Source organism: Pararhizobium sp. (genome assembly GCF_965279435.1).
Taxonomy (GTDB): Bacteria; Pseudomonadota; Alphaproteobacteria; order Rhizobiales; family Rhizobiaceae; genus Pararhizobium.
Window position 1 is genome coordinate 693395 of the sequence record NZ_CBDIHY010000002.1, and the last position, 20804, is coordinate 714198.

Annotated in this window: 15 protein-coding genes; 4 read left to right on the forward strand and 11 right to left on the reverse strand. The window is 59.5% G+C overall.

From position 1 onward, the window contains the following. Positions 1-5: 5 nt before the first annotated feature. Positions 6-890, forward strand: coding sequence for a hypothetical protein (locus ACQY8Q_RS04730; RefSeq protein WP_428425152.1), 885 nt, complete (start codon positions 6-8; stop codon positions 888-890). A gap of 148 nt (positions 891-1038) precedes the next feature. Here the strand turns inward: ACQY8Q_RS04730 and ACQY8Q_RS04735 are convergent, their stop codons facing one another. Genes ACQY8Q_RS04735 through ACQY8Q_RS04745 form a run of 3 tightly spaced genes read right to left on the reverse strand, consistent with a single transcriptional unit; the run spans position 1039 to position 5903 of the window. Further along, the gene (locus ACQY8Q_RS04735; protein WP_428425154.1) at positions 1039-2562 is read right to left on the reverse strand and encodes a hypothetical protein; all 1524 of its coding nucleotides are present in this window, start codon (positions 2560-2562) and stop codon (positions 1039-1041) included. A 57-nt stretch (positions 2563-2619) separates the two neighbouring features. Continuing rightward, positions 2620-3732, reverse strand: coding sequence for a glycoside hydrolase family 5 protein (locus ACQY8Q_RS04740; protein WP_428425156.1), 1113 nt, complete (start codon positions 3730-3732; stop codon positions 2620-2622). A 29-nt stretch (positions 3733-3761) separates the two neighbouring features. Further along, entirely contained in the window at positions 3762-5903 is a 2142-nt protein-coding gene (locus ACQY8Q_RS04745) for a GumC family protein (RefSeq protein ID WP_428425158.1), read from the reverse strand. Positions 5904-6134: 231 nt separating this feature from the next. Here ACQY8Q_RS04745 and ACQY8Q_RS04750 point away from each other — a divergent pair, with 231 nt between their 5' ends. Both ACQY8Q_RS04750 and ACQY8Q_RS04755 read left to right on the forward strand, forming a co-directional pair. Continuing rightward, complete coding sequence (locus tag ACQY8Q_RS04750) at positions 6135-7532, forward strand: lipopolysaccharide biosynthesis protein (protein WP_428425160.1); 1398 nt, start codon at positions 6135-6137, stop codon at positions 7530-7532. 10 nt (positions 7533-7542) lie between these two features. After that, positions 7543-8637, forward strand: coding sequence for a glycosyltransferase family 4 protein (locus ACQY8Q_RS04755; protein WP_428425162.1), 1095 nt, complete (start codon positions 7543-7545; stop codon positions 8635-8637). On the opposite strand, the gene ACQY8Q_RS04760 is transcribed toward ACQY8Q_RS04755, so the two are convergent. The 4 genes from ACQY8Q_RS04760 to ACQY8Q_RS04775 all read right to left on the reverse strand — a co-directional run bounded on the left by ACQY8Q_RS04760 (position 8623) and on the right by ACQY8Q_RS04775 (position 14628). Then, entirely contained in the window at positions 8623-10107 is a 1485-nt protein-coding gene (locus ACQY8Q_RS04760; RefSeq protein ID WP_428425166.1) for a glucosamine inositolphosphorylceramide transferase family protein, read from the reverse strand. The two genes, ACQY8Q_RS04755 and ACQY8Q_RS04760, sit on opposite strands and share 15 nt — an antisense overlap. A gap of 256 nt (positions 10108-10363) precedes the next feature. Continuing rightward, positions 10364-10783, reverse strand: coding sequence for a DUF983 domain-containing protein (locus ACQY8Q_RS04765; RefSeq protein WP_428425168.1), 420 nt, complete (start codon positions 10781-10783; stop codon positions 10364-10366). Positions 10784-10974: 191 nt separating this feature from the next. Beyond that, positions 10975-12372 (reverse strand): PLP-dependent aminotransferase family protein, encoded by a 1398-nt coding sequence (locus tag ACQY8Q_RS04770; protein ID WP_428425170.1) that lies wholly within the window; start codon positions 12370-12372, stop codon positions 10975-10977. Between the two features lie 207 nt (positions 12373-12579). Beyond that, the gene (locus tag ACQY8Q_RS04775; RefSeq protein WP_428425172.1) at positions 12580-14628 is read right to left on the reverse strand and encodes a bifunctional aldolase/short-chain dehydrogenase; all 2049 of its coding nucleotides are present in this window, start codon (positions 14626-14628) and stop codon (positions 12580-12582) included. A gap of 335 nt (positions 14629-14963) precedes the next feature. Here ACQY8Q_RS04775 and ACQY8Q_RS04780 point away from each other — a divergent pair, with 335 nt between their 5' ends. Then, the gene (locus ACQY8Q_RS04780; protein ID WP_428425174.1) at positions 14964-15944 is read left to right on the forward strand and encodes a sugar-binding transcriptional regulator; all 981 of its coding nucleotides are present in this window, start codon (positions 14964-14966) and stop codon (positions 15942-15944) included. Between the two features lie 69 nt (positions 15945-16013). Here the strand turns inward: ACQY8Q_RS04780 and ACQY8Q_RS04785 are convergent, their stop codons facing one another. The 4 genes from ACQY8Q_RS04785 to ACQY8Q_RS04800 all read right to left on the reverse strand — a co-directional run bounded on the left by ACQY8Q_RS04785 (position 16014) and on the right by ACQY8Q_RS04800 (position 20754). Next, the gene (locus tag ACQY8Q_RS04785) at positions 16014-16961 is read right to left on the reverse strand and encodes a carbohydrate kinase family protein (protein ID WP_428425176.1); all 948 of its coding nucleotides are present in this window, start codon (positions 16959-16961) and stop codon (positions 16014-16016) included. An 87-nt stretch (positions 16962-17048) separates the two neighbouring features. Continuing rightward, on the reverse strand, positions 17049-18083 hold the full coding sequence (locus ACQY8Q_RS04790) for an ABC transporter permease (protein ID WP_428425178.1): 1035 nt from the start codon (positions 18081-18083) through the stop codon (positions 17049-17051). Continuing rightward, entirely contained in the window at positions 18080-19660 is a 1581-nt protein-coding gene (locus ACQY8Q_RS04795; RefSeq protein WP_428425180.1) for a sugar ABC transporter ATP-binding protein, read from the reverse strand. Before ACQY8Q_RS04795 ends, ACQY8Q_RS04790 begins: the two co-directional genes overlap by 4 nt. Positions 19661-19752: 92 nt before the next feature. Beyond that, entirely contained in the window at positions 19753-20754 is a 1002-nt protein-coding gene (locus tag ACQY8Q_RS04800; protein ID WP_428425182.1) for a substrate-binding domain-containing protein, read from the reverse strand. Positions 20755-20804: the final 50 nt, after the last annotated feature.

Consider the following 20804-nt stretch of genomic DNA (forward strand, 5'->3'; position numbering starts at 1 on the left):
TGATTATGGCTGTTTTAGGTGCATTCCCCCCAGGCCTCGCCTGTCGACCGATTCATGAGGATGATTGGGAAGGTGTCGTCGAGTGTCTTGGCAGAGGTTTTCCGCAACGTCACCCGAGCCACTGGGTGAGGGCTCTTGCCCGTATGGCGCAACGGTCTGCGATCGCCGACTTCCCGCGCTATGGCTTTGCTCTGGCCATGGAGGGGCGGATTGTCGGTGTTTTGCTGGCGCTCTACTATTCCCGGCCAGGGCAGGAGGGCGAAGAAATTCGCTGCAACCTTTCAAGCTGGGCTGTCGACGAGGAATTTCGACCCTACGCTGGAAAGATGGTCATTGCGGCGCTCAGGCGAAAGAATGTGACCTATATCAACGTTTCACCAGCACCCGAAACGATGAAGATCAACGAAGCCCTCGGTTTCCGCCGCTACTCCAACGGTCAGTTTGCCTTCCTGCCTGCCTTGGGTTCGGTTCGACGGCCATACCGGGTGCTGGAAGTTCGGCCCGGTCTCCCCGAATTGATGCTGCTGTCCGACAGCGAACGAGGCATCCTCCTGGAGCACTCGGCACTCGGTTGCCGTTCGTTGGTTTGCGTTTCCGACGGTCGAGCTTTTCCGTTCGTATTTAAGACGCGCCGCGTATTTCATGGTCTGCTTCCCTGTAGTCAGGTCATCTATTGCCGTTCCGCTCTGGAACTGAGCCATTGCGCTGGTCCAATCGGCCGCTTTCTCCTGCGAAAAGGAATCCTGCTGTGTGTCGTCGATGCCAACGAGCCGGTCCCCGGTCTGGCGGGCCGGTACTTTGGGGAGAGCGGCCCGAAATATTTCAAAGGCCCGAAACCGCCTTCACTTGGAGACCTCGCATTCACCGAGTTTGTCATATTCGGCTCCTGAATGCAGAACGAATAAGCAGTCTTGCGCGGGATGGACTGGAATGTGCTCTGGACAGTGTTCTCAGGGCGCCTGCTGCGCAAACGGGCGCGGTGATCGGAGAGCGGGTGAGGACGCTCGAAGGACTATTCACCTGCGGCTCTTGCCGTGTTCAGTCGTTCGAGTGGCCCCTTGCCATTGCCACTTCCCGCCAGCGCGTGCCCAACGCGACACCGACAAGGATCAGACAAAAGCCGAGAGCAAGGGGGGAGAAGAAAGCCTCCTCCTGCAATACGGCATTGGCCGAGACCGTGACGATGACAACGAAGGCAAACAGGAAGTCGGGCTCACCCGTCTCTATCAGCTGCTTGCGCGCCGTTGCGGCGAGCGCCGCCAGAAAACCGAAAAAGACAAAACTGCCGATCCCCATTTGATAGAGCATGACGCCGACGGCGCTCTCGACGGGGACCGAGGCAACGCCCTCTCCCTGGGCCCGGCCCCAATCGAGGTTGGCGCTGGTGCTGGACAAGTTCCCACCCAATCCCAGTCCTTGCCCAAGGGGGTTGGACAGAAATTCGCGAACACCCGCAATCAGACCCAGAACATGATAGTCGCCATGCGTTGCCCCATAAACAACGGCTACCGTCGTCCAGCTCACAGCTAATGCGACCACGGCGATGAGCGTCAGTTCGGCGCGGGACGGCCGATAGATCAGACGGGCGCCAAGCGCGACGACCAGCATGAATGTGGCCCCCTTTGAACCGACCACAAGAAGCAGGGGCAATGCTGCGATGGGCAGCAGCCAGCGCCCCTTGAAGAGAAGCCAGGCCGACATGATGCTCAAGCCATACGCATAGCTGATTGGATGAAAGTTCGGGCCGCCATTGCGGAAGATGGGAGGGACGAGGTCGCTGAAAAACCGCGTATTGAAGAAGGTCGTCATCATCGTATCTTCAAGGCCGCGGAGCACGAATCCCGTTTCCCTCAGCGCCTTTTCCCATACGCCCGCCTCAATCTGCTCCTTGAGGCCACGTTGAATGTAAAGGTCGCCGTGGAACAGGCTGAGGAAGTCCATCCTGAAGATCTGCTCCAGATAGCCGTAGACGATCGCACCAACGCACAGCCAGAATATGCTTTTGCGCAAGTCGATCGGATAGAGGCTGGCGGCAAGGACGGCGATGTGGAAACAGGCCAGCGGCGTGATCGTATTGCGGAAATAGATGACAGCGTCCTTGGGGCCTCCGTTCAGGACCCCAAGGGCGAAATAGAAGCACACTGTTCCGCATAGTACGAAACTGAACAGCAGCCAGGGGCGTAACTCGGTCAAGGCGCGCACTCGATATTGAAACGAAGCCATGAGGAAAATGCCAAAAGCAGTCATCAGGATGACGAAATTGGCACCACGCAGCGCGTCGAACGTATTGTCATCGGGGACAAAAGGCGTGAACCAGGCGACCACAAGGTTCTGGTATAGAAAGGCGCAAGCGATAATAACGGGCATACTTGCAGGCAGCGCGACTGTAAGAATCAACGTCAGGAGGAACGTTGCAACGATCCCGAATGGCGTCCAGACTGCAAAAGCAGAAACAGCCGCGACGACAGCGAGGAAAGCAACGCACAGATCAAAGAGTGCGTCGGTGTGCGTCAGCCTCAGATCTCTTGCGCCGAACCTGATCGGCACGCCCGTGACGTTCATCTCCGGGCCCCTTCGATTTCCGCAAAGGATATTGCGACGGGATATCCTGCATACATGTCAACCTCCGCCATCCGTCTCGAACAGGGCGGCGATCATCGCGTGATCGAACCCTTCGGTGCTCTGTCGGCTCTGAATGAAGCCGAACCCCTGATCGAGCTCCCAATAGGTCCAGCCGATCTGGCTCGCCTCGGCCACTTGGCGCACGGCGCGAACCCAGGACGTGCGGCTTTCGGCATCCACGCAAAAATTGAGCACGCCGAACTCGTTCAGAATCACCGGACAGCCGTGTGTCACAGACCAGCGCGCCAGCCCGGCAAACTCGGACGCGATCGAGGCTTGCGTCCATGGGATCGACAATTGCTCTTCGATCATGGCTGCCGCCTGCTCATCTCCGGCCGCCCGCAGCTCGGCAATACGCTCGCGGACGAGCGGCGTTTCCCTGGTTGCCGGAAAAGGCAGGTTGGCGATGCGTGCAAGCGGCGATGTGTCCCAGGTCTGACATTGATGCGTAAAGGCAATCGGTGCATAGAAATGAATGGCAACGATCTGGTTGTCGTCGGCAAGGGGCGGCGTATCAGTGAGCTCCCAGATACCTTGGGAAGGGGCAGGCCCCCATATCAGCGTGTGAAGCGGACATTTGGATCGCACGGTTTCCGCAAGCCGGTCCCGCAAGGGGAGCCACGCCGCGCGTCCCATCGGCGGCTCATTGAGGAGTTCCGGATAAACAGAGCTCGCCGGCAGATCGGCGATGATGTCGCGAAGGGTCGTCCACGCTTGGATTGTCCTCCCAGCTCCGGTGTCGAAATCGTCTCGCAAGGCCGCGTGAAGATCGGCGGAGGGATGCATATCCACAATAACATCAAAGCCCTGCCGGACGAGTGCCGTCACTCCATCATGGATATGACGGAGCCCGGCCGTATCGCCGGCCGATATGAGGGTATCGTTTACCGGCAACCGAACCGTTTCGAAGCCTGTCTGGCGCAACTTTTCAAGCACCGCCTCGCTCGGAGCAAGTCCGTCCTTGCGGTCAAACCAGCCCGGCAGATTGAAGCCGCGCGACGGAACGGCCCGCCCCCTCGCCACCTGTGCCAAACCCGGTAAGGGAAGGGAAAGCGCCGTCAACAGGGAGCAACCTGCAAGCGCAAGGGCGTCCCGGCGTGACATGGCCATCGATGGACGTCGGCTATTCACCGGCATCATCAACCATGCCTTTCAACGACGCTTGGGCTCCACTCGTCGTCCCCGGTCGGCTGGATATGGCGCTTCATCTTGCTTTCGCCTGCCCCTACAACCTCGGGCGCGATGACAAGCGTTGCGCTCCGCCGGATTTGGTCAGCGTCGAGATGTTGTCGCAAAAGGCTGGTCGCTTCAGCAACGTCTTCCGATGGCCCGAGCGCGAACAACGAAAGATCCGCATTCGCGAGAAGCGCCGAATCCCAGCCGCTGCCGGTGATGGACGGGGCTATCATGAGCAAAAAATCGAACGTCCCGGCGTCGGCCAGAATGTCATCTACGGGTGAGCGATCATAGGCTCCCTTGCCCGTAGCGGTATGGTACACGATGGTCTGGAGGCCGCTTGCGCCATTGACGAACACGCCGGTGCCGCGTTGCGCCAAACCGTCGAACTCGACCATAAGCACTTTCTGGCCGGTCTCTTGGAAACCTATTCCGATCATGACGGCGGCAAGTTTTGCTTCGAAAGGGTTTTGAATAGAGGATACCAGGAGCACATAGGGTTTGGGATGCTCGGTCAGGTGGAGAATTATCTGCCGCAAGAGCTGCAGCAAGTCCCGCGAGAAGGTTTCGCTTCCCGCTTGGAAAAGACGTCTTCTTATCGCCCTGACGCAGGAATTCGCCCCGGAACTCGCGCGGGCGGGCAAGCGGTACTCCCCAAAGTTGACGGGCACAGGCTCCGGCCGCGATATGGCAGCGCCACTGTCCTTTAGTGTTTCAATCGTCTGCCGGCGTCCCCTTATGGGCGATGGGGAGCCATCTTGCGGTTGACGGATCGGTCCATTCACCAGAGCAAGACCACATCCGGCGATAAGGCCCAGAACAGCGCTTACCGGCAAGAGCAGAAACGGTTTCGGCCATGTCGGTTGCACCGGGGCAGCGGCCATACTGATCACCCGCGCCTCGGACCGCTGGAGACCTTGCAACTGGGACGTCTCCTCGGCGCGTTTCAGAAAATCGTCCAGTACGGAGCGGGCCGCTTGTGTTCTGGCTTCCAGCCGCCGCAACTGCACCTGCGCGGCATCCGAGCTTTTCGACTGCTGTCGTAAAGCATCAAGTTTCGCTTGTAGCGTCGTGACATTTTGTACCGCCAGATCATATTTTGCGTTCAGCTCACGGGTAATCCGGGTTGCCTCTGCAGCCATGAGTTCTTCGGTCCTGCCCAATTCGGACCGCAGCCGCCGGATCGTCGGATGGCGGGGTTGGTACACGGTTTCGTAATTGGCAAGCTCCGCTGCGCGCTTGTTGTAATCATCGCGCAGTTTGTCAGTCGTGCTGGAAGACAGTATTTCCGAAAGCTTGCTGAGGTCGGCTGGGACAGTCCCTGCTGCCAGTGCCTGATCATATTTATCCTTCGCTCTATCGGCATCGCCCCTGGCCGCGATCAACTGGTCGGTTACCTGATCGATCTGAGACTGCAGTGTACCTCCGGCGGCAGGGTCCAGGATCTGATGTTCAATTTTGAAATCACCAACGGTGCGCTCGGCATCGCTGACGTTTTTCTGAAGGCCGCTGATCTTGTCGGCAAGCAGCGAGTTCACATCGCTATTTGCGGTTTCTCTTTCTCCGGAAAGACTCGCTCTGTAGCGGTCAACGATGGCGTTGGCGATGCGTGCGGCCTTGTCGGAGAACTCGGACATAAAGCTGACATTGATGACATAGGTCAGCCCCGCCCGCTCCACCGAGACCCGGCGTTCAAAGCGCTTGAAGATGGAATCTTTCTCGACGGCTCCTGAGGCCCAGAGGAACGACAGGAGGCCAGGATTTGAAAATTCGGGATCGCTCTCGATCCCTTCGCTTTCCAGGACCTCCATAAGCAAGTCACGCGAATCAATCACGAAAACCTGGCTTGCGATGGCAGCACTGTCCGTCCCTATCCCGGGAAGAACACTGTTGAAATCGGTTGCGTGTGAATCGCGTGGATCAATCAATATCGAGGCTGTCGCCGTATAGCTCGGCTTCGTCACGGCAAGATAAAGCAGCGTCAACAGAAGCATCGCCCCGACGCTTGCCATCACCATCATTCGGCGTTGCCAGAGGATGTTCCAGACCGCACCCAAATCAAACAATGGCGGAAGGGTGCGCTCATCAATGTTAAATGGCTTCATCCTCTTCCTCTGCGCAACCGCGGGTTACAGGTCGTCCGCTTTATTATTAACGAGCAATGTTAGCTATCCGTTAAGATTGCACCCATAGGTCGCGCGATATTTGCCGCCGCCAGTAACCATGCCGCGAGTTCATTGTGGCGCGATCACCTGGTTTTGCGCTATTTAGAGACATGTTGCACTGTGAGGGTCCCGGCCGCCAGGCTAGGATCATTTCATCTCAGGATTGCAGAGTTGGTTGACAATTTAAACGACGACAAGATACCGCTCGCCGGATCGGCTGACCCGGCAGCCGGCGGGCGCATGTCTGTCGGTGCGCTCGCCAAAAGCGGTGCCGTTGCAGCCTTCATCAAGCTTGCCAGCGCGGGTCTGTCGTTTCTCATGTTCGTGGCGGTGGCAACGGTTACCGACGTGCGGCAATTCGGCCTCTACAGCGCCGCCTATGCCGGAGCCAGTCTTGTGTCCTTCTTCTCCCTGGTCGGCCAGCACAGCACCGTATTGCGGTTTTGGCCGCAATATGCCGGGAACAATGATCTCAACTCAGCCAATGGCCTGATGGCTCGCGCCATTGTTGTTGCTTTGGCCGGACTTACCGTTTTCAGCCTGCTGATTATGGGGGCCGGTTTTCTGCCAATCATTGGTAGCGACGTACCGGAATGGCGGTCACTCTGTGCGGCCACGACTGTTCTGGCTTTCGCCCTTGGCTGGTCGGAATTCACGTCATGCGCCTTCCGCGCCAAAAACAAGCTCGTCGCCGGCCTTTTGCCACGCGACATCATATGGCGCGCTGCGACCTTGGCGGCTTTTTTCGCAGCGCGCTTCATGCATGTCGAGATGAGCGCCGTCGAGGCGATCTACCTGACGGCCGGGCTACTGCTGCTTTCGATCGTTCCACAGACCGTTCTCCTGCTCCGCGACACAGCCCGTGCCAAGCGCGGCCCGCTCAGCGAAAAACAGAAGGAAGAGTTCAAGACCGTAACGCTTGGCGTTTGGGGCGTCACGGCTCTGCCGCCGGCGCTCGGCCAGGCAACGACGCTGCTTGTTGCCGCAATCCTAGGCCCCGAAGCTGCCGGCGCGATCTTCGTTGCCGACCGGACCATGCGGCTGGTGGTGCTCGCGCTCAACGGGATCAATCAAGCGCTGGCGCCGCAAATATCAAATGCCTTCTACAGCGGCGACAGGTCACATGTGCAGCGCATCACCAGCCTCGCTGCCCTCGGCGGCTTTGCCATTGCTGTTTGCGTGCTGGCGACATTTGTCGTGTTCGGAAATATGATCCTGTCGATCTTCGACCCCGCTTATGCCACACCAACGATGCACGCGACGCTCATCATCTTCGGCATTGGCGCAACGGTCGGAACGGCTTGCGGCCCGACCGAAATCCTTCTGCAATTGACCGGCCTGCAGGATGCGCTTTTCAAACTGCTCATTGTCGTCAACACACTGGGGCTCGGTGCAACGGCCGCACTGACTTATCTTTTTGGACCCATCGGCGCGGCGCTCAGCATCGCGGGCACCATCATTGTATGGTGCGTCATCGCAGTGTTCATCGCCCGGCGAAGAATAGGTATCAACCCGTCAATCTTTGGCCTTCTCGCCGGGAAAGACGAACTTGCCATCCGTCCGCTTTGAGAGGCCGCCCGTGAAAATCATCCAGGTGCAGACACAGGCGGAGGCCGCTGGTTCTCAACGTGTTTCTGACATGGTGGGTGAAGGGCTTCGTGCGCGGGGCCACGAGGTTCGCACCGTGTTCATGTACCGTAAGACCGACATCTACGACCGCGATCCCTATGCCGATTTCATCCTCGCCGAGCCCCCGAAGGGATTGCCGGGGCAGGCACGGGCAGCTATCGGACTGGCGGGCTATCTACGCAGGTCACGGCCGGATGCCGTCATCACCTTCCAACACTATGGCAATATCTTTGGCACGATCGGCGCACGGCTGGCGGGTATCCGGCCGATCGTCGCAAACCAGAGCGGAGCGCCGCAGACGAACGGTGTCAGAGGGGTGCTGACGCAGATCGACAAGCTGATGGGTGTGCTCGGACTTTACCACACAAATGTCGTTAACTCAGCGTGGACCAAGGCCCAGTTTGATCGCTACCCGCAAGCCTATCGCAAGCGGATCCTGCGCATTGACCATGGTGTTGCCGCGCCTTTGGAAAAATTCGACAAGATGGCGGCCCGGGCCGCATTCGGCCTGCCCCCGCAAGTTTGGCTTGCCGTTTCGTCCGGCCGGCTGGCGCCTTCAAAGAACCAGATCGCACTTGTCGGTGCACTTGCTCACCTGCCCGAGATCCACCTAGCCATCGCCGGCACGGGACCAGAGTGGGACGCGCTTATCGCCTTTGCCAAAAGCCGAAACGTGGCAGATCGGTTGCATCTGGTGGGCGAGGTTCCTCCAGAGCGCATTTTCGAGTTTCTGGCGGCGGGCGATGCCTACGCATTTTCCTCGGCAACGGAAACGTTCGGCCTCGCCGCCGTCGAGGCCGCCATTTCCGGACTGCCGGTCGTATCGAGCAACCTTGGCGTATTGCAGGAAGTGCTGACAACGGAGGACGGCGAACCCGCAGCGCTTTTCGTCGAGGCCGACGCTCAAGGCATTGCCGAGGGGCTTGCCAGCATCATTGCGAAGCCAGAGCTTGGCGTCAGACTTGCGGCGGCGGGGCGGCGGCTGAAGGAGCAATACTCACCTGCAAGGATGTGCGCAGGCTACGAGGCGTTACTTGTTTCTTGAAACCTTCGGTACAGCGGCAATCCCGTCAATCACTTCCAGTCCGCCCGCGTGGTTCAGAGTGTGGATCCGCGGATAGGGCCAGTCACCATCCGCGACAATTGGCCGAGGCTCGCCCAACTGCACCGTGTGCACGTCCAGCGTCAGCAATTCGGAGAGCCCGAGCCCACCGCCATAACCGAGCGTCCCGTCCTGGACCGGCAGGAAAATCCGATGCTCCCGGTCCTGAACGAAAGCCCCTCCTGGACGCGCCATGCGGCGGTCGATGAGGATCGGGTTGAGCGGATGCGGCTTCCACGGCCCGGTGAGCGCCGATGCGTAGAAAACCACAAGGGTATCAGAGGTGCTGCCATAGCCATCGCGGTTCGTGGCAAAGAGCCAAAGCAGCCCCCCATGATCGAGAAGCGTCGCATCGGAGATCTCGCCCTCGATGAGTACGCTCTCTGCAACCCAGCGATCGGGAAACTCTACAGCCCGGTAGAGTATAAGCTTGCCGCCTGAGCTTGCCTCCGGCAGCATCCAGATCGCGCCATCGCGCTCGAATACCTGCGGATAGGAAAGATGGTGCGGCTCCTCCAGCACCACGCGCGGCTCTTGCGGGGTCCCGTCGGGTCCGAACGGCACAACCGAAATCACCGCCTTGCCAACGGCATGGACATAATCTTCAACGAACACGAAGGAGCGGCCCTGCCACTGAAAAGGAAAAGGATCCGCATAGAAGCGATCGCCGGCATCCGGCAAAACCGACCAGCCAGACCCGAGCCGGCCTGTTTCAGCCACTCCAGGTCCATCGGTAAAGCGGTAGCCGATACGCCAATGGGCGTGACGGAAGCGCGCACGCCTAAAGGCTTCCCGGCCAAACCGCATCAAGGATTTGGTCATATAGGCAGCAACGAACTGCATTGCTGAGCCATTGCCGTTCTGGATCGTTGCAGGCGCACGTTCCCCACCAACGAGCCGGCCTTCGGTAAAGGCGCGGACGACTGAAACAGTCAACGTTATCGCGCGGGCGAGGACATCCTCGATGCCCAATGCTGCGGATTCCCGCCTGTCAATCATCGGCCACGCCCGCCCGACCACGGTCTTATGATTCAGAATGGCCTCAATCACCGACAAATTCCCCGCCGCCACCGCCAAGGCTGCGGAAAGGTCGAAAGGGGATCCGTCGAAGGTAAGCCGGATGGTGGAGACGTCTGACGGCGCGGCATTGCCCGCAAGATCCAGCCGCAGGGCCGCAACGCGGCTGCGGGGGCTTGCCGGAATTTCCGGTTGGGGAGCAGCAAGGTGCCGGGTGGCCCGGCGAAAAAGACGGCGCTCAAGAGCCAAAGTTGCATTCACCACGGGGGGCCAACCCATGGGGCCGACCTGCTGCAGCACGGCGACATCATGCCCCTCCGCCTGAAGCCGGCGGACAACCACCTCCTGCCAATAACGAGGAGCGGATCGCGAAACGATGACATCGATCGGTAGCATCGGCACTTTCCCATCGCGGCGGCATCACGCGACTTCCGAGTCCAGAGAGACTAAGAGTTGGCCGAGAAAGCTTACATTCCGGTTACTCTTGAATTCCGATCGTAAATCGAGCCCGCGTGATGTTGTTGGCGGGCTCTAATCTTGGGCATTCGGGTTCTCTTTGGATCCCTACTTGCCCAAGGAAATGCTGTTGGAGCGAAGTATTCTCGTCTCTTACGAAATGATACGCCCCGAGATGGCCCAGTCAGCCCCTGTCCTAGCGTTCCTCGATCTTTCGTTTTGCATTCTCCTCATGCCATCCCCAATCGATCGAGCCTTCTTGCGCTTTGTGGAAATATTGGCTAGCGATCAACCAGCCTTTGACCGGTCTTAACGGGGGTATGCACGTTAAAAGCATAAGTGGGCCTGTGGTGATCAGATGTACCCACCATGCGGGCTCATACGTTATCTGGAGCCAAAGCGCGAAAACGGTGCTTGGAATGCAGGCAAACATCATGATGAAAAACGCGGGGCCATCGGCAGGGTCCGCGAAGGAGTAGTCGAGCCCGCAAGCCTCGCATTTCTTCCGCATGGTAAGGAACCCTTGGAAAATGTGGCCTTGTCCACAGCGCGGGCAGCGCCCTCTCAATCCTGTCTGGATCGGAAGCAGAGGCGGCCATTGTTGTTCTGTGGACATTGCGCTTTCCTTTCACGGAAGGTGATCAAGAGTTTATGTGCATCTCGAGCAGCCTGAAGGGGCATTCTTGTAAGACCTCATCAGGAGGCTGGGCTTTGCATCTAAATGATGGTTTATTGTATGCATCAATGAATGCATAATTGTCAAGATATGTATGCATTTTTCGAGGACAACTAGTTCGCCTGCGTCAATCACACCACCATCGACGAGGTGGCAGGAGATTGGCTGAGCAAGTCCGCGATGATCCGCAGGCTCTGCGTGAGTTCTTCCCGGGTTTCAGGGGCGCCAAGCCCCAACCGGACAGCCTCGGGAGGGGAAGCCAACGCGAAAGCGTCGCTCGCGACCACGCCAATTCCAACCGAACGCAGCCGCGACGCGAATTCGCCTCGCGTCCATGGAGTTGTGAGTGTCAGCCAAACGTGGAAGGCTTCCGGGTCGGCGCAGGTGTGCTCTAGCGGGAGGATGCTTTTTGCGATGAGATACCGGGATTTCGTTTCGGTTCGTATTGCGGCGAGCACAGCGTCGGCGATACCGTGCTCGATCCAACGTGAGGCAATGCCGGCAGTCAAAGGCGAGGCCATGGACGCCGTGGCGCGCACCGCTCCGACAAGCCGGGACGCCGCACGGCCATCGGGAGCAACAAGGTAGGCTATGCGCAAAGCAGGCGCGATACACTTAGCAAGGCCGGCGATATGATAGACAAGGTCCGGCGCTAACGCCGCCAGCGGCGGCAGAGGATCAACAGGCAGCGCGCCGTAAGCATCATCCTCAATGATCGGCACGTGAAATCGGCGAGCGATCTCCAAGAGAGCGAGGCGCCTGGCAAGCGGCAAAGTGGCCGTTGTCGGGTTCTGGAGCGTTGGAGTGCAATACAGAGCCTTCGGTTTTTGCGTCTCGCATATTTTTTCAAACGCTTCGGGGATGAGACCATCCTCGTCAGTCGGAACGCCAATCAACTCGATCCGCAGATGGGCTGCAGCAGATCGAAAGCCGGGATATGTTAGGGCTTCGACGCAGATGCCTTCCCCCGGCGCAGCAAGGACGCCGGCTATCGCAAGCATTGCACACTGGGCGCCGGGGCAAACCAGGATGCGGTCTGGCGTCACGCCTTCAAGCCGGGACGCAAGCCAAAACGCGCCCGCCTCCCGATCCCTCGCGGCGCCACCCGCCTCCTGATAGCGCATCAGAAGATCAATGCCACCCGCTGCCTGCACGTCACTGATCCCATCCCACATGCGTGCAACGAGGCCCGGATCATCGAACCGAGGCGGCAGGTTCATGCTCATGTCAACAAGGCCACTGGATGGGCGGCGACTGGCACTGAGGCGCTTTGCCTTGACATAGGTGCCCTGCCCCACCCTGCCCTCGACAAGCCCGCGTTTACGAGCCTCCGAATATGCCCGGCTGACCGTCGTAAAGTCGATTTTTAGCGCGTCTGCCAAGGCACGCTGCGGTGGCAAACGCGAGCCCTCGGCAAGCCGCCCTGACAGGATATCCGCAGAAAGCGCATCCGCAATCGCGAGGTAAACCGGCCCGTCAGCCTTGCGGATCGACGGCGTCCAGAATGCCGCGGCCTGATCGTTCTCCATTGTCCAGCTCCAATTTGGAATATATGCATATTGTATGTTTCATAACGAGACGCAAGTCCCGGCAGATTTGTCGGGGAGTTCAATTTATAGGTAGTTGTGGAGATGGACGACGTTGTGAGGTTAGAGACGCCGGCAGGCACCCGAAGATCGGAAGCCGGCCGGCGTGCAGGATGATCGCGGCTAGGCTGTCGCAAAGCGGGTTGCGAACTACCGCATCATGGCGGCGACATTGCCGCCATCGACGGTGATGACCGCGCCGGTGCTGGTGCGAGCCTTGGCGAGATGGACGAAAGCTGCCGCGACATCACTGCCGGTCACCTCACGCTGGACAAGATTGCCCCGCATATAGGTTTCCGGTGTCATGCCGCGCGCGCGGCTGCGATCCTCAACCATCTGGTCGGTCATCAGGCCGGTGCGGATGCGATCGGCATTGACCGCATTGGAGGTGATACCGTCGGCACCATGTTCGACGGCATACTGCCGCATCAGTGCCATCAGGGCTGCCTTCGATGTACCGTAGGGGCCGAAATCCGGGCCTGGATTGACTGCTTGCTTCGAGACGTTGAAGACAAGAGCGCCACCGGTCCCCTGCGCCTTCATGATCCGCACGGCGCCACGCGCCATATAATGATGTCCCCAGAAATTCAATGAGAACGCTTTCTCGAACACTTCGTCGCTGACATCGGCCATCGCGCCCTGGAACGCAGCGCCGGCATTCGAGATGACGATATCGATACCGCCAAAATGGGCGGCGACTTTGGCAAGGGCCGCATCCACCTCTTCAGGCTTGGTCACATCACAGACAAGGCCAATACCGCCCAACCGCTTGGCTTCCGTTTTCAAGGCATCCTCGGCCAGATCGAGCAGAGCAATTTCAGCTCCTTCGGCATGCAGTGCCTCGGCGATCGATAGACCGAGACCACCCGCACCGCCGGTAATCACGGCCACCTGCCGGGTCAGGGGCTTTTCCGCCTGTTTAGCAAGCTTGACCTGCTCCAACGACCAGTACTCGATGTCGAACAGATGTTCCTCTGACAGCGCTTCGAAGCTTTCGATGCCTTCGGCGTTGCGGATGACATTGATCGTCGCCTCGGCGACATCAGCACCCACCCGGCTTGCCTTCTTGGTTGGACCAGCGGCAAACAGACCAACACCCGCGACATAGAAGACCCGTGGCATCGGGTCCAGCATGCGCTTGTGACCGCCAACGCGTGCATTGTTGCGCTCGAAATAGGCTTTGTACTCGGCCTTGTAGGCGGCGACCGCCTCATGCACCCCTGCGGTCCACGCGGCCATATCACCGGCAACGGGAGCGGGCAGCGCAACGCCGAACCGCTTGATGTGGATGACATGCTCAGGCGTCGCATTACCACGGCGAACCAGGTCCGAAACGTTAGCCGCATTGCAGAAGTCGATGACATCCGGTGTAGCGCGATGTTCCAGCACGAAACGGCGCGGTAGACCTTCGACGCCTGTGTCGATGGCAATGGCCCCGCGAAGGGCCGGGGCGATTTCCGCCGCAGAAGCGAGAGCCTCCGGCTGCTTCACGACGGTAAACGGACGGGGATTGCCCCGCGCGATACGGCGCTCGGCCTTGTCGATCGCGGCAATCATCTTCTCATAGGATTCGCGCGGATCATCCGACCAGCTGAAAATGCCGTGTTTCAAAAGGATCATGCCATCGCCGCCGGGATTGGCCCGGAACGCTTCGTCGCAGGCCTTGGCAAGATCGAAGCCCGGCATCACGTAGGGAACGATGATCGCATCCGGGAACAGTTCGCGCACCAGGTCTTCGCCGTGCGGCTGGTTGGTCAGGGACACGATTGCGTTGGCATGGGTGTGATCGATATGCCGGAACGGCAGGTTTGCATGCAGGATCGCCTCGACGGAAGGGTTGGGCGCGGCCGGATTCATCAGCAACCGGCGCTGCAGCATGACCATGTCGTCGTCGCTCAACGTAGGGAATTTCACCATCGCCTGAAGCGGTTCAAGACGAACAGCAGGCAAGCCCGCCGGCTCGATCGTTCCCATATCCCACCCGCTGCCCTTGACACACAGAACGGGAACCTCGGTACCATCCATCTCGATGAACGTCGTCTTGACCGACGTGTTGCCGCCGCCGTGCAGAACCAGTTCCGGATCACAGCCGAGAAGACGGGTCGTATAGGTCCGGATGGCAAGATCGCGATTGACGCCGGCCGCAACATAGGCGTCGACGACGCGCGTGAATTCTGTGTCTGACCATCTGGACTTCATGCAAGGCTCCTGTGCTGACCGCGCGGTTCGATCTGTCGCGCAGGGTATGGAAAAGTGAAATCTGCTGCGGTGCTACGGCTGAGACAGTCACCGCAACGATGTGAGTATGGGAGACAAGGACGACGCCAGTGGATCGAAAGTGCCGCAAGCGGCATCGCCGAACGGCCCGCTCTCGACCACCATCGTTATCAATCGCATTCTGGCGTCTCCCAATACCCTCTTCAAGACAAATGGCACCGCATGGTGTCTTTTGTCAACACGCACCATAAATTTGTTTGACAAACACCACCCGCCGGGGCGAGGAGAGACAGAGGACAATCCAGCGGAGCGATGGAATGATGGATGCTGCGCGTGCAAACCGATCGATCGGAGAGAGCGTGGTTCTCCCCGCCGAGTTCGACGATGCTGTGGTCTGGGCGGCGTGGCTCTATTATGTGGACCAGCTGACACAGAGCGATATCGCCAAGATGATCGGCGTCTCAAGGGCGACCATCGTCAACTTCCTGCAGGAAGCCCGCGAGCGTGGCCTCGTCTCCATCCGGGTCAACACCGAGGTTGGCAGCCGTACCGGCATTGCCCGGCGCCTGAAAGAGAAGTTCGGCCTCGAAGGGGCACTGGTCATCCCGGCTGCGGATGCCACACCCCTCGTCCAGCGTCTCGGGGAAGCAGGCGCGCGTCTTCTGGCCGACATGGTCCAGGAGGGCGATACGATCGGCGTCGCCTGGGGACAGACCGTTCTTGCAGTCGCGGATTATATTTCCTTGCCGGAACCGTTGGCGGGACTGACCGTCGTCCAGGTGTCGGGAAGCTCCATTGGCAATCCGGACTTTTCGCCCGAGTTCTGCACCTCGTTGATGTCCAATCGCATCCATGCGCGCTGCGTCAACCTTTTGGCACCTGCCCTGCTCTCGACACCGGCCTTGAAACAACAACTCCTGGCCGAGCCGGTGCTCGTTAAGCAGTTCGAGCTTATTCACTCGGCCAATCTCATCCTGTTCGGTGTCGGCGACATCGGTCCCCAGACCCTGATGCGCTCTGCCAATATTGCAAGTCAGGAAGACATCGACCTTTATGAGGCAAATGGCGCCGTTGCCGTGCTGATCTGCCGTTTCATCGATGCGGATGGCAATCCGGTGACCGGTGAACTCGATGATCGCATGGTGGGGATCGAATTGAACGAACTGGCGCAGGTTCCCCGCCGTCTCTGTGTTGCCGGCGGTGCCTTCAAGGTTCCGGCGATCCGCGCGACGCTGAAGGGTGGTTTTGCCACGCACCTAGTAACGGATATCACCACGGCGGAAATGCTTCTGGAATAGAATAGAAGCCCGCCCGCCGCTCCATCAGGAAACGGCGGGCAGTGCGGATCACCTAGTAATCGCGCGCCGTCAATTGCTCTTGACGCGGGCGGTCTTCATGAAATCCCAGGTACCTTCGAATGAGACGATGCCGGCGTCTGATCCAAGGCCTGTGGCGACGAGTGCTGCGGACGCCTGTGCAAACCGCATCGCGGTTTCCGTATCCATCTTGTGATGCAAGCCGGCAATGAAGCCAGCATTGAAGGCGTCACCGCAGCCGGTGGTATCGACGACATCGATCTCGAAGGCCGGAAGCTTCAGGCAGGCCTGGCCTGCGTCCATAAAGCAGACACCATCACCGCCCATGGTAAAGACGCAATGCTTGACGCCGAGATCGGCGAAAAAGCGTCCGGCATCCTCAGCGGTCTTCTGCCCGGAAATCAGGAACGCCTCTTCGACTGATGGCATGAAGTAATCGATATAGGGGAAAAGCGGACGGATGAGCGGCAAGGTCTTCTCGCTCGCGCCCAAAAGATCGAATGTTACAGTCCGGCCGTACCGCTTGGCTTCTTCCAGCAGGATACGGCTCGGCTCGCCGTCGAGCCGGTCGAGCAGGCCTGTGCCACCGAGATGGACGATCGGCGGCGCAAGCACGCGTTCGCGTGCTTCGTCTGGAATTTCAAAATGACCGGAGGCCCCGCGCACGTGCAGGGCAGGCCTCTCGCCATTGCGGCGAATATTGAGGATACTCGCAGATGTCGGCACGCCCGGAATGCGCTGCATTTCGCTTCGGTCGACACCAAAACGATCCAGCGTCGCCAGCACGAAATCCGCTTTTTCATCGTCGCCGACGGCGCCGACAGCCAGGCAATTGAGCCCGAGCTTTGCCAGATCCACCACCGTCCCACCGGCAGTACCGGCGACAGTCAGGCGAATCTCGTCGATGAACTCGACATTGCCCCCCGCCGGAATGCGATCGACCGGCCGGCCGAGAATATCGAGAATATAAAGTCCGATTACGGATACGTCGTGCACCATGCACTCAAACTCCCTAATGAAAATCTGTTGCCCGAGGGGTTCCCTGTCTTGCCCACGGACCTCGGGAACCGTGCGCATCTCAGTCATTCAGCGCCTGGGGCGCAGCGAAAACACGGTGCCGGCAAGAACGATGAAGACGCCGACGATCGCAAGCTGCCATGTGCTGGGAATCCCGACGAGGATCAGGACGTTGCTGACCAGAGTGATCAGCACGACACCCAGCATCGTGCCGATGACGCTTCCGGAGCCGCCAGTGATCCGCGCTCCGCCGAGAACAACGGCAGCAATGATTTCAAGTTCAGTCCCGGCAAGGTCAAAAGGGTTGGCCAGGCGGTTGCTCGAAACGTGCATGATCCCGGCAACGCCAGCCAGAAGCCCCGCATAGGCAAAGACGAAGACGTGAACGACGCGCAGATTGTAGCCGAGACGCTCCGCGATGCCGGGACTGCCACCAACCGCGTAAACAGCGCGGCCGATCAGCGTTCGCTGCAGAATCCACCAAGTGAGCACGGCGGCGACGAGCAGGACGAGCACCGACGCCGGGAGCACGGAAATCGTGCCATTGGCGCTGTGATGGGTAAACAGCGCCATCTTGCCGAAGGCTTCCATCGAAACCGGAATGTTCATGAACAACGCGGTGCCGACAAAGGTCAGCAGGAAACTGCGGATCACATATTGCGTGCCGATGGTCACGATGAGCGACGGCGCCCGCAGCGAATGAACAAGAAGTCCATTGAGGGCGCCGAAACCGGCGCCGCCGGCGGCGGCAAGCACCAGTATGACCGGCATTGGCATGTCCGGCATCCAGTTGGTCACCAGCATGGTGATGGAATACATCACGAAGGCGGCAATGGCGGTGAAGGAAACATCGATGCCGCCCGACGCCAGCACCACCAGCACGCCCAGCGCGAACAGGCCGCGTACCGTGGATGCGCGCAGGATATCGAACAGGTTCGCGACCTGCCAGAAATCCGGGTTGATGGAGCCGACGACCACGCAGACCAGCACGATCATGATCATGGTGAAGACCGGCGGATGACGCAGCAGCCAATGCCAGATGCCGGCAGCAGACGGCTTACCGGTTGGTGCCGGTACGGTTGTAGGTGAAGTCACGTCCGTCATTGCCTTGTCCTTGCAGTCTCTTGAACCAGCGCGCGGTAAAGCGTCTCCTCGACAAGGCCTTCGGCCTCGAAGGTTTCGACCACCCTGCCCTTGCACATCACCATGATCCGGTCGCAGTTCTGTAGAAGCTCCGGCAGGTCGTCGCTGATGATCACGACGCCCATACCTTCATCCGCGAGCCGCTGAATGATCCGGAAGATCGTATCCTTGGATCCCACATCGACACCGACGGTCGGCCCATGCAGGATCAACAGCTTCGGATTGATCGTCAGCCACCGGCCGATCAGGACACGTTGCTGATTGCCCCCGGACAAGGACTGAACCCGATTGGCAACATCCGGCGTCGCCACCTGCAGATCGGCGATCGTGCGCTCCGCCAGTGCGCGGCTGCGGCGCCCATCGACGATGCCGAATGCGTTGCGAAGCCGGTCCAGTACCGGCATGACGATGTTTTCCTGGATGGATTTTTCCAGAAACAATCCTTCTGAAAGCCGGTCTTCCGGCACATAGCCGATGCCCGCAGCGATAGCCTCGGCAGGTGTCTTCGGTGTCACGTCGGCGCCATCAAGCCGGATGCGGCCCGTGTCGGCGGGAATGACGCCCGCCATGGCCAGCGCAAGCTCATTGCGGCCTGAGTCGAGGAGACCGGTGATCCCGATGATTTCACCACGCCGCAGTGAAAAGGAGATATCCGTGAAAGCGTCTCGCCGCGACAGGTTGTCGACAGCCAAGAGATCGTCCCCGAATACTGGCTTGTCGCGATAGCGCGCCTCGTCCAAGATCTTGCCGGTCATCCAGAAGGCAAGTTCCGTCTTGCTATGGTCTGCAACGTCGCATTCGGCGACCTTCAGGCCATCACGCATGATCACAGCGCGGCCGCCGATCGACTTGCATTCGTCCAGCTTGTGGGTGACGAACAGCACTGCGACACCCTTGGCACGCAGGCGATCGACCACGCCGATGAGGTTGTCCACCTCGCGTTTGGTCAGCGCAGTGGTCGGCTCGTCCATGATGACGAGACGGGCATCGGACGCGATGGCCCGTGCGATCGCAATCAGCTGGCGCGTCGCAATCGGCAGCTCGTCGGTGCGCGTTGAAAGGAACAACCGGTCTGTCGGCAGGTTGACGGCTATCAACGCCCGTTGTGCAGTCTGGCGCATCTTGCCAAGATCGAGACGGCGCGCGAGCTTTCCGCCGGAGGCAACCAACTGCTGGGTAAGGCCGACATTTTCAGCAACGGAGAGATTAGGGAGCAGCGACAGGTCCTGATAGACGGTCTCGATGCCGGCAGCCAGCGCCGCCACCGGCGTCAGCTTGCCCACCGGCTTTCCATCGATCAGCAACTCCCCCTGGTCCGCCGGCTGTGCGCCGGAGAGAATTTTAATCAGCGTGCTCTTGCCACAGCCATTCTCCCCCATGAGATGATAGATCTGGCCGGGTTCGATGACAAAACTGACACCTTTCAGAGCCCGGACACCGCCAAAGCTCTTATGCGCGTCACGGATTTCCAGAAACGGGATCGCTGCTTTCGATAGCCCGGCATCGGGATGGGAGGCGTCCGTAGACTTGAGCTGCATGGTACGATCCTGCTGAAGAGACACTCTCTGAACACGCGATGGACAACGCCGGACTTCGTCATGAAGCCCGGCGTTGCACAATCAGCGTTCGATCAGAACGGGTACTGCGCGTAGTTCGACTTGTTAACATCGACCCAGGCCTGGCCAACCAGGATCACGCCTTCGCCAGCGCCCTTCTTGACGGCGACCTTTTCATAGCCCGGGACACCGAGGTCCATGCCATCCTTGATCTCTTCACCCTTCAGAACCATGTCGGCGACCTTGTTCATCACGAAACCGGCGTCCTTCGGATCCCAGAAGCTGATGCCATCAACCGCACCCGATTCGAGATAAGAACCGGTGTCCTTCGGCAGGCCGATACCGAACACGCAGGTCTTGTCCTGCAGGCCGGCTTCTTCGACAGCGCGGCCAATACCGATCACGTCGACGGCCGATCCACCCTGGAAGCCCTTGATGTCGGGGTATTTGCGCAGGATTTCGCGCGCCTTTTCGTAGGCCTTGTTGGCATCGTTGAAGGATTCGTTCTTCTCAGATACCAGCTCCATTTCCGGGTACTTCTGGGCATTCTCGGCGCCACCGTCAGCCCACTGGACATGGGTCAGGCTGCCAAGCGAGCCAACGAAAGACGTCCACTTGCCGGACTTGCCCATGCATTCGGCGATCTTTTCGTTGAAACGTGCACCGAACACCTTGTTGTCGAAGGCTTCGATGTCGACCATCGTGTTCTTCATGCTGTCGGCTTCGTGGGTGATCACCTTGATGCCGCGCTGGGCGGCGCGCTTCAGCACGCCTTCGAGCGCTGAGGCGTCCATCGGAACGACAGCAATGGCGCTGACCTTCTTGGCAACCAGATCCTCGATCAGGCGGGCCTGCTGTGCGGCGTCGGCCTTGGCCGGTCCGATCTGGCTTGTGGTGACGCCGGCATTGTCTTTGCCATAGGCAACGACGCCTTCTTCCATGCGCGTGAACCAGTTTTCACCAGTCACCTTCACCACGGTAACGATGGTCGGCTTGTCCTCTGCAATGACGGCGGTCGCCGTACCCAGAGCCCCCAGAGCGACCGCGCAAGCGGCGAGTTTGCGGATGATAGTCATTATTCCTCCCTAAGAACCTTCAGAGATGGTAGTCGCCGGCGCGCGAAGGC